4 protein-coding genes and 1 pseudogene are annotated in these 10734 nt (G+C 41.7%); 2 read left to right on the top strand and 3 right to left on the bottom strand.

Annotated features, from left to right (window positions below):
* Together GO009_RS15970 and galK are read left to right on the top strand one after the other, a co-directional pair.
* Positions 1-252: pseudogene (locus GO009_RS15970) on the top strand (hydrolase); the annotation flags it as partial.
* Positions 253-734: 482 nt separating this feature from the next.
* The gene (galK, locus tag GO009_RS15965; protein ID WP_239057496.1) at positions 735-1868 is read left to right on the top strand and encodes a galactokinase; all 1134 of its coding nucleotides are present in this window, start codon (positions 735-737) and stop codon (positions 1866-1868) included.
* A 72-nt stretch (positions 1869-1940) separates the two neighbouring features.
* Here the strand turns inward: galK and GO009_RS15960 are convergent, their stop codons facing one another.
* The 3 genes from GO009_RS15960 to GO009_RS15950 form a co-directional block, all read right to left on the bottom strand.
* The gene (locus tag GO009_RS15960; RefSeq protein ID WP_163627676.1) at positions 1941-5267 is read right to left on the bottom strand and encodes an FG-GAP-like repeat-containing protein; all 3327 of its coding nucleotides are present in this window, start codon (positions 5265-5267) and stop codon (positions 1941-1943) included.
* A 120-nt stretch (positions 5268-5387) separates the two neighbouring features.
* A complete protein-coding gene (locus GO009_RS15955; RefSeq protein ID WP_163627674.1) occupies positions 5388-7271 on the bottom strand; it encodes a RagB/SusD family nutrient uptake outer membrane protein in 1884 nt (627 codons plus the stop codon).
* Between the two features lie 10 nt (positions 7272-7281).
* A complete protein-coding gene (locus GO009_RS15950; RefSeq protein ID WP_163627671.1) occupies positions 7282-10503 on the bottom strand; it encodes a TonB-dependent receptor in 3222 nt (1073 codons plus the stop codon).
* Positions 10504-10734: the final 231 nt, after the last annotated feature.

The raw sequence follows: 10734 nt of genomic DNA, 5'->3' as shown, positions 1-10734 counted from the left end.
GCCGGGGACACTGCCTTGACCAAGGATATGGAGCTGATTCCTAAAACCTGTCCAAAATTGGATATTGCAATTTTACCTATTGGGGACAATTTTACCATGGGATACGAAGATGCTGCCAATGCCAGTGATTTTATCCAGTGCAATCAAATCATCGGATGTCATTATGATACCTTCCCTCCTATTAAAATAGATAAATCCAAAGCAGTTGCGTATTTTGTAAAAAAAGGAAAGAAATTGATGCTTCCGGATATTGTATTGGGAAAGCCCCAATGCTTCCCCGCTAATCCCTGCAAACTTTTCCACATAGGTGTACCATGGCTCAATATCCTAATAGCGAATGGGTCAATCCACTCCATGTCCATTTTCGGCATTGCCTATAATCTAAATACCCCTTGTCGAACTCCACATAGGAACCTTTTTCAGTTCAAGTTCCTTTTAAAAAGCCGTGGTCGCGGGTGGTCACACTTGAAAATTTGTTTGATTATCGAGGTGTCCCCTAAAGTTTCTACTTTTATTCATATCTCGAATGTGTGGGAACTTCAAGATATAAAATAAGATTTCTACTTTTTTTTGGTTAAAACCCGTATCTTGTTCGTCTCTGGAAATTTGGATTCAATCCTATCACAGGAAGATTTTAAATGCCACTTTAGCTGAATACTTTTTATCAATATATGAAAGTAAAAAGAGGGCAAAAATGATTTTTTTTATACATTTTGATAAAAAAACAAAAAAAATTGGGTCGTCTTAAAACAGATTTGACGGTCATATCCCCAGGAAGAATCAATATAATTGGTGAGCATACAGATTACAATGACGGTTATGTATTGCCTGGTGCAATTGATAAAACCATAACTTTTAAATTAGGGAAGAACGACACTGAAAAATGTTGTAGAATCTATAGCAAGGGTTTTGGCGATATACTTGAATTTGACTTGGATTCGATTACCAAGAAACCCAAAGGGTGGGAAAATTATGTGCTTGGGGTACTCCATGAAATTTTACAACGAACCCATAAATTAAAAGGTTTTGACTGCACCATTGAGAGCCACCTACCCGTTGGTTCGGGAGTAAGTTCCTCCGCCGCACTGGAATGTGGTCTTGCCATTGGATTAAATGCTCTTTTTGACCTTGGTCTTACAAAATGGGAAATTATAGCATTATCCCAAACAGCGGAACACGAATTTGTGGGCACTAAATGTGGTATCATGGATCAGTTTGCCTCAGTGATGGGCAAAAAGGACCATGTAATGTTTTTGGATTGCATGACATTGGATTTTGAATACATCCCCATGGATATAGAACCTTACCGTATTCTATTGTTGAACACCAATGTTGCCCATAATTTAGCATCCAGCGCATATAATATTCGAAGAAGCCAATGTGAAAAAGGTTTGGCCATACTTCGGAAAAACTTTGGTGAAGATATTACCTATAGGCATATTACCTCAACATTGCTCGATCAATGCAAAGAGGAACTGGGCGAAACCATTTTTAATAGGTGCAGTTATGTGATTGAAGAAAATTTAAGAGTTTTTGAGGCCGTTAAGGCCCTAAAAGAAAAGAACCTTACAAAATTTGGCCAATTATTGTACCAGACCCATGAGGGATTGCGCCATAAATACCAAGTAAGTTGTCCTGAGCTGGATTTCCTTGTCGATTTTGCAAAAGACAAAACCGATGTACTTGGCGCCCGAATGATGGGAGGCGGATTCGGGGGCTGCACCCTTAACATTATACATAAAGAAGCTATCGATGATTTTATAAAAAAGGCGAGCTCAGTTTACCACGAGCGTTTTTCCAATACATTGACTTTTTTCCAAACTGTTCCAAGCCAAGGAACCACCATCTCAAGAGAGAATGTGCATTAATACTTCGCTTGATAACTTTAACAGTATATGGCCATAAATTATGGAATATACCGCTCGCCCATTGCAACAATTTTAGTTGTTGAATTTATACATTTTTATATCCTTTCCAGATATACCTAGTAATAATTTATCGTCCATAACCACCGAACTTCGTACATCGCCCATTATCTGCAATCCAGATTCTGTTTGTGGAATATATTTGAAAAACCCTTTGCCATCCCCTAAGAGAAGTGTTCCATAGTTGGCATCAAATTTTCCAAGTCGGAGTTTAAAAAACTGATTGTTGCCCAAAAGTAATATATCCATATTACCATCATGGTCAAAGTCTTCTACCACGGTTCCATAAACACACGAATATTGTGATTGTTTAGGCAGCTCATTCCATATGTACTTACCATTTGGACCACTCAACAAAAGGGACGTTTGCATCTGATCTGCAGTTAATTTCTTTGCCTTTTCCAATTCCTTTGATGTGAAGATATTTTCTAGTGTAGCATCGGCAAAACTCTCGTAAGTTGTAAACTTTGAACGTAGATAGGCCAGTTGCCCCAAAAGTTCATTACGGGTTACATAAGGATATGCTTTTCCCTGAATGTAAAAATTGAGAATGGGATCTACCGAACCATTTTGATCAAAATCAGTATAGTACAATGCTGCGGGTTCTTCTTGGGATGCCTTGAACTGTGAATTTGTCCCAAGGTTGCCCATAACAAAATCGGGGCGACCATCCCCATTAAAGTCGCCAACGTCAATGGAGTTCCAAAGCCCAAGGTATTCCTTGTCCAAAAAGTTACTGGTTTCGTTTTTGAGCACCCCTGATCTGTTCATAAAAAAGGTGATGGGCATCCATTCACCGACAACCACCAAATCCTTACCGCCATCATCGTCCAGATCTAACCAAACTGCATCGGTTATCATACCAGCTTCTTCCAATTCAGGAGCCAATCTTTGTGTAGCGTCCACAAAACGGCCATTACCCTTGTTTTCCAACATATAGCTTCTTGGACTTTCTGGATATCTTCCAGGTATTACCCTACCGCCCACAAAAATATCCAGATCTCCATCTCCATCGATATCCGCAGCTCTTACGGTTTCGCTATTCGTAGGCATTTCCGGAAGACGGTCTGTGCCATTGGTAAATTCTCCCTTTCCATTGCCTAGGTATAACCTATCCTGCAGCAAAGGATCTTTAGCATTAAAATCATGATATCCACCACTGGCCACATAAATATCTAGAAATCCGTCACCATTGGCATCGAATACGGCAGCGTCACTGTCATGGTATTCTTTATATTGGGAAAAAATACCCACTTTATGTTCGGCAAATGCACCATTTCTTTCCTGCAAGAATATATGTGCAGGTTTTCCTTTGGAACCTCCTATAAAAAGGTCATTAAGACCATCGTTGTTATAATCCCCTTTGACGATGCTTGGCGTGTTATGGGAATATTGGGATATAAGCAATGATTGGCGTTTAAAATCATTGACCTCTGATGGTTTGTCGGTATACTTCACTGGAGAGTCCACTTCACTGAACAAGGTAGAAGTGCTTGAAAATTCTTTCTTCCCTTTATCGGCATCAGTTTCCTTAAGCACTACTAATCCATCTACTGGAACTTGGGCAATCGTTTCCGATCCTCCCCTGTTCCATCGTACAACTATGGAATCAATAGTGCTGTTTTGACCCAATCCAAAGTGCAGGATCGGGGACACCGTGGACAAATATCCTCTGGTGGGCATTTGAACCAGGGTCTGTTTTAAGGAATCTTGGTAAACCGTTACTTGGGTTCCGATTCCCTGTGTATTGCCCCCTTCGCCTTCCAATTTTAACTGAATAAAATGGGAATCACCGGAATTAGTATTGTTTTGATAAATGGAAGCTGGCTTATTGATATTGTTAATGACCAAATCCAAGTCACCGTCATTATCCAAATCGGCATAGGCCGCTCCATTACTGTTGGCAGGCTCGTCCAATCCAAATTTTTTGGTGCTATTGGTATAACTGTTAGCACCACTGTGCGTAAAAAGATAATTACTGAGCTTTGAAGACGGCATTTTTTCGATAAGTTCGAGTACATCCTTCCGTTTAAAGCGCCCCTTGGATTTTATTTGGTTGTCCATGTAATCGATAAAATCCAGATTGGTGTAATCCCTCAAATATCCATTGGTCACAAAAAGATCTTTCCAACCATCATTATCATAGTCGGCCCAAAGAGCGGCCCAACTCCAATCGGTATTGGATATTCCCGCCAATTGTCCGATTTCACTAAAACTACCATTACCATTGTTTATCTGTAACATATTACGCATGTATTGGTAATGAAAACCGCTGCGTACATTCAAATCAAATTTGTCATAATTATCGGGGGAAAGCAATAACTTTTGTCTACGGTTATCTTCGGGCAACATATCCAAGGTGAATATATCCTGCAGGCCATCATTATTGATGTCCGCTACGTCATTACCCATGGAAAAATGGCTTGTATGCCCTAGTTGTTGTCCCAATTCATTAATAAAAGTTCCGTCTTTTTGGTTAATATATAGGTAGTCTGGCACGGCATAATCATTGGAGACATAAAAATCGGACCAACCGTCATTATTAAAATCCCCAACACCAATGCCCAAACCATAAGTAAGGGCCGAACCACTTATGCCGGCCTCAACTGTCACATCCTTAAAATAATTGTTCTCTTGCCGGTAAAGCCTGATTCCTTGCAGTGGGTCGTCCATTTCCAAAAATCGTTTTGTGTTAGCCACATTGAGTATGGGAAGGGATTTTGGATTATGGTTCAGTAGGATCATATCAAGGTCACCATCACGGTCGTAATCCAAAAAATAGCCTTGGTTACTGAATGCATTGCTAGCCAATCCATATTGTTCTGCCTGTTCCTCAAATACGGGTATTCCATTGGAGTCGTTCCCCATATTGACAAACAATTGATTGGTTCTTTTTTCGGGAGGCAGTGCCCCAGAATAACAGAGGTATAGGTCCATACGGCCATCTCCGTTTACATCGGCAGCGGTGATTCCTGTCTTCCATGGCCCAATTCTTCCCCCAACCTTTGCGATGGCGGTAATGTCCTTGAATTTCATTCCTCCCATATTAAGGTAGCATTTGTTCTCACCTGTATTGGATGTAAAATACAGATCGATCAAGCCGTCATCGTTAAAATCAGCTGTCGCCACTCCCCCGCCATTGTATAGGTATTCGTACATCAAAACATTCAGGTTAGGCCCTTCCTGTAACGTATTTTGAAAATGGACTCCAGAAAAATCAGGGGAAATAGATTGAAAAACAGCAGGTTCACTATTAGTTTTTTCAGCATCAATTGTTTTTTTATCTGTTTTGTCGCAACTAAAAAAAAAGAAGAACAATAGTAAACATAGCGTGTACCTCATTATACTGTTTTTGGTGAAAGGCAATAAAAAAAGAGCCCTACCCCCGACTGTTAGGGGTAGGACTCAAAGGTATTAAAACTAAAAAACTCAAACTAAATGAAATAAATCAAAATTCATAGATTAATAACCAGGGTTTTGAACCAATAAGTCATTACGGTTCATCTCGTCCCTGCTTATGGGCATAAAGTACATTTTATCTTCCCAGGTCCGGGTTTCATTTTCCGTATTATCAACCACGGTATAGGTGTAATCATAAACGTCCGGATCATATCTATAAGGTACATGTGGTGTTGCCCCTGCTTTTAAAGTTGCCTCTACCCTTATAACCTTTATACCCCTACCCAGAGTTTCTGGAGCTATCAACCATCTTCGTGCATCGAAATAGCGTTGCTCTTCATAAGCAAGTTCTATTCTTCGTTCGTTACGGTACAGTTCCACCAGTTCATTTCCTGTGGCTGAAATGGCCGGCATACCTGCCCTATACCTAATTCTATTGAGCCATAAAATAGCTTCGGCCTCGTCTCCTGTTTCCAAGCAGGCTTCTACATAGTTCAATGCGATTTCCGTATATCGTATAAATGGCCATGGAACCAGCTGTGCATTTGATATGTTATCCTCAACCGAGGGGTCTGGATCAATAAATTTACGGACATAATAGCCTGTTCTTGAACCGTTCCAGTTTTCAATAGATGAATTTCTAGTATCCACACCTGGAATTGTTCCGCCAGATCCATCATCGTACGTTCCGGTCTGTATCTGGTCGTAAGGGTCGATAGAAGCTACATCGCTTGGACGGGGTTTCCAATCAGCCCCATCATAAAGTATGGTAGCATAAAATCTTGGGTCCCGGTCTGTGTAAGGTGCTGCAGCATGGTCAGGATTGTTCCAATCAAACTTTGAACCGTCCATCATTTCATAATCGTCCACTAACTGCTGGATCGGTGTATTACCGGCCCAGTTGTGGTAGCCATTGGGCCCATTGTTGATTCCATAGTGTATTCCTCCAAGAGGCCAATCGTCTTCTACAGTATATAATGCACTGTGGGTCCTTTCAAAAAGTATATCCGAGTGTGCAGCAGCGTCGGCGGCTCCACTGCCTCCGCCCATAGACAGGGCAATATAATTTGCTTCTCCTTCTTCGGGGCTAACTGGGGACGACAGGTCCAACTTGTAACCAGATGTAGCATCCAACAGTGCTTTTGCCGCTGCCTTGGCCGCATTCCATCTTGTTGCTCTATCGCCGGAAGTGTAGGCCACCAATTCCAAATTGGAATAACTACCATGGGCAGAAGATTGGGAGGATACTGTTGGGCCATGCCTTAAATCACTCGCTGCATATAACAACACCCTTGATTTTAACCCCATTGCACTTAAATCGGATGCTCTTCCTGGGGTTTGTCCTTTATCCTTAAGCAAGGTAGTGGCTTGCTCCAGGTCACTTACAATAAAATTGATGCACTCTTCATAAGTACCTCGGGGAGCAGAATAATCATCGTCCAATCCATAAGGTTTGTCAATTATCGGTGCACTTCCATAGTATCTGACCAATTGGTGATAATAATAGGCCCTTAGAAAATAAGATTCCCCCAACAACCTATCTCGTAGCTCATTATCGTCAAATGTGGCCTCTGGCAATTCTGCTATGGCTATATTGGCCTGTCTAATAGCAGAAAAAAGCTCATCCCATTGTGGAATTATATTTGTGTTTCCAGTTCCCGAAGGTGATAACGTACCCTCTGTAATCACATTGATTCCCCTACCTGAGTGCGTAAACATGGCTTCATCGGTTAGGGAAGCCAATCCTTCTTCTTCAAAGCCTCCATAATTTAAATGTGAATACACACCGAACACAAAGCCTTCTGAAAGTGCCCCATCTCCCCATGTTGCATCGGAGGACACCTTGTCCAAGGGTTCTGTTTCCAAATAATCTTCCGAACAGGATATTGGTATGGCACCCATCACAGCAATCAATGTCAATATCGTATAGAACTTTATATTTTTCATAACAATCAAATTAAAATTTTACTGTAAATCCAGTATTAAAAACTCTAGCTTGTGGATAAAACTGTCCGCTGTTCACTGTAGATTCCGGATCGTATATGTCATTTTTGGCCCACGTAAACAAGTTGTTGGCACTCACGTACAAACTAAAACCGGATAGACCAAAGGGCTCCAAAAGCTTTTCTGGAAAGTTATAGGCCAATTGGATGTTCTTGAGCCTGATATAATCCTTACTAAAAAGATAGTAAGTGTTGTTACCATAATTTCCGCCCGTATAATAGGTATCTCCCCTGGTAGCCAATCTAGGGTGCACACTGCTCGGGTTGTCTATACTCCAACGATTGTCATAGGAATATTTTAAATAGTTTCCGATATCCCCGGATTCCGTTTGGATGGGTAGAGAAGCACCTGTAGCTCCTTGAAAGAGTACGGCCAGTTTAAAATTTCTGTACTCAGCATTAAAGGTTGCGCCAAAATTAAATTTAGGGACAATACTTTCCTCCAGCCTAACTTGGTCATCTCCATTGATAACACCATTTCCATCCACATCCTTGAACTTCATGTCACCAGGTCTAAGATTAGGTGTCACTTCACTATAGTCCAAGGTATTGGATGCTATATCTGCCTCATCCCTGAATACTCCATCGTATTGATAAACAAAATAGGCTCCAATAGGTTTTCCTTCTTGACGTTGGTATTCGGGAGCTCCCGGAATTTCATCCATAAAAACCACCTCGTTCTTGGCATAACCTCCATTGATTCCAACGTCCCACTTAATGCCATCCTGGTTGCCTCCATAATAATTTACGGCAAACTCAAAACCTTTGTTGGCAACTTCGCCTGCATTTACCGGAGGGAGTTTGTCCGAAATACCTGAAGAACCGGGGGTTGACCCCGTTTCACGAATCAAAATTTGATCTCTTTTGTTATAGAAATATTCCAAGCTCAAACCTACGGCATTATCAAAAAGATAGGCATCCAAACCGGCATTGAAGTTATTTGCTCGCTCCCAGGTAAAGTTTGGATTGGCCAAAAGGGCCTCTTCCAAAGTGTTCACCACCGCACCGTTTATTGGAAATTGGTTTGGAGAGTATGTAGATAAATAGGCATATTCTTGCAAGGAGCCATCAAAAAACACTTGGTCATTGCCCATTTGTCCATAAGAGCCCCTCAGCTTAAGATGGTTGATTGCCTCTACATTGAACCAGTCTTCATTGGAAACGTTCCAACCCACCAAAAAACCGGGGAAAAAACCAAATCTATCATCTGCAGGAAAAATATAGGAACCATCATATCTCCAGATAAATTCTGCCAAATATTTTTGTTTGTAATCATACTGAACACGACCATAGTACCCTAAACGGGCCCTATCAAATGCCCGGCCGTCCACTTCCTGCCCATCGGCACCTCCAAAGAACAGCTGATCAATTGAAGAAGAAATAAAGTTTCTACTGTAGGCGGAAAAGAACTCATTTTGGAATCGCTCACGTGTTACTCCCGCCATAATGCCCACAGTATGATCATCGGCAAAAGTGCGGTCGTAATTGAGCATTGCCGTAAGATTGGTGTTAAGGTTGTTCGCAGCGGACTGGGTCAATCTTGGGTCTGTAAAACTGGAACGTATATTGGATATAAGAACAGGTTCTCCTGTATTTATGTATGTTTCTCTGTCCAAAGAATACAATTCCCATGGAACCTGCCACAGTTTCCTTCTAATCTGGCTTTGGTCTATTCCGGCCAACAAGGTCAATTTCAACCCTTCGACCCAAGGCTGGGTAATATCCACCGAACCCGTAAATTGAAGGTAGTCCGTAGGTTGGCTGTCGTATCCTGTTGCATTGGTCGTAATAACTACTGGCTGTTGTCCGTTTTCAATATCCGGGCCGGGTTCACCGGTAGGCCAAATGGCCGGATCGGTAGGTCGTCCACGCATCAGCATACGGAAAATGGCACCGGAACCTTCGGTTGGGTAGCGCCTGTCTTCCTTACGGTAGGCGAAACCAAGTTTTGTTTGGATATAATCATTTACCTTGATGTCCGTGTTGATTCTAAAATTATACTGTTGGTAACGGGTAGATGAGTTTTTGTAATACGCATCTTGATCAAAGTATCCTATTGAGGAGTAGTATTTTACATTTTCACTCCCCCCTCTTATAGAAAGGTTATGTCTGCTTTGTGGTGACAACTCTTTAAAAGTAGAGTCAAACCAATCTGTATTTGGATAGAGCCATGGGTCTGAGCCCTGTGCATAACCTTGTAGGGCCGTAGGCGAAAAAGCTGCATTAACCGTCTCACTTGTTGAAGGAACGGTATAACTTCCCGAGTTGTTGAATGCAGACCAGGCCGCGCCCCATTCCCCAACGGGAACATTGCTGTTAAAAATACCTATCTCGTTCATTATGTTGGCATATTCCACGGCATTGGCCATATCTGGCACCTTGGTAGGCTGGGCCAGGCCAAAATCGGCAGTATAGGTCACCTCGGGCTTGCCGACCCTACCCTGTTTTGTGGTTACAATAATAGCTCCATTGGCTGCCCTGGCACCATAAATGGCGGCCGAGGCATCTTTTAACACAGAAATGTTTTCAATGTCACTTCCGTTTAGTCTTCCTATACCTCCATCACGATCGGGAATACCATCGATAACTATCAAAGGGCTACTGTTTCCCAAAGTATTGGTACCACGTATGCTAATACTGGCGGCATCGCTCCCAGGTTCGCCGCTGGTCTGAATCACCACCAAACCGGGCAAACGACCCGATAATGAATTGGATACGCTAATTGTTGGTGAAGTTTCCAATATATCTCCCTTAACGGCCGCCACTGCACCTGTGACCGTTGCCTTTTTCTGGGTACCATACCCAACCACAACTACTTCATCCAGGGAGGAAAGGTCTTCGTCCATTGCTAGATTTACAGTTGTTTGACTATTAACAGGAACCTCTACGGTCTTGAATCCTATGGAGCTAAACCGCAAGGTTGTTGTGCCTTGAATTCCAGAAATGGAATAGTTTCCGTCAAAATCTGTAATGGTCCCCTTTGAGGAATCGTTTATGTCAATAATAGTGACACCTGGTAAAGGTTGCCCATCTGAGGAGGCCGTTACCGTTCCTGTAACAGTGGTACCTTGTGCCTGCGCGGTGGAAAACAATACACCTCCCAAAAACAGGACAAAGGCCAAGAGGATACTGGTCTTACCTATGTATCCTTCTTTTAATGACAAATGGTTGTTCATAAAATGAGTGTTAGTTAATTAGTTATGTGTTCGTGTGAGCAGCAACATCTAATCATAAATCGCGAAAATTTAAAAAATCTATGATACTCTGTGCTACTGTTGCTAAATTAGTGTTAAATTTGTAATATCAAAACTTTAGAAGTGTTTTTTTGACAAATAACCAATTTAGCCTTAATAATATTGACTATTCAGCACCATAGTTAGAAGAGGTAATTCACAAAACAGCAACAT

The organism is Allomuricauda sp. TY007, from assembly GCF_010468565.1.
Taxonomy (GTDB): Bacteria; Bacteroidota; Bacteroidia; order Flavobacteriales; family Flavobacteriaceae; genus Flagellimonas.
This window is presented reverse-complemented; position numbering and strand designations above follow the sequence as displayed.

Excerpts from the sequence above, each read along its gene's own strand:
- GO009_RS15960 (WP_163627676.1), bottom strand. The coding sequence starts at position 5,267 with ATGAGGTACACGCTATGTTTACTATTGTTCTTCTTTTTTTTTAGTTGC.
- GO009_RS15955 (WP_163627674.1), bottom strand. The coding sequence starts at position 7,271 with ATGAAAAATATAAAGTTCTATACGATATTGACATTGATTGCTGTGATG.
- GO009_RS15950 (WP_163627671.1), bottom strand. The coding sequence starts at position 10,503 with ATGAACAACCATTTGTCATTAAAAGAAGGATACATAGGTAAGACCAGT.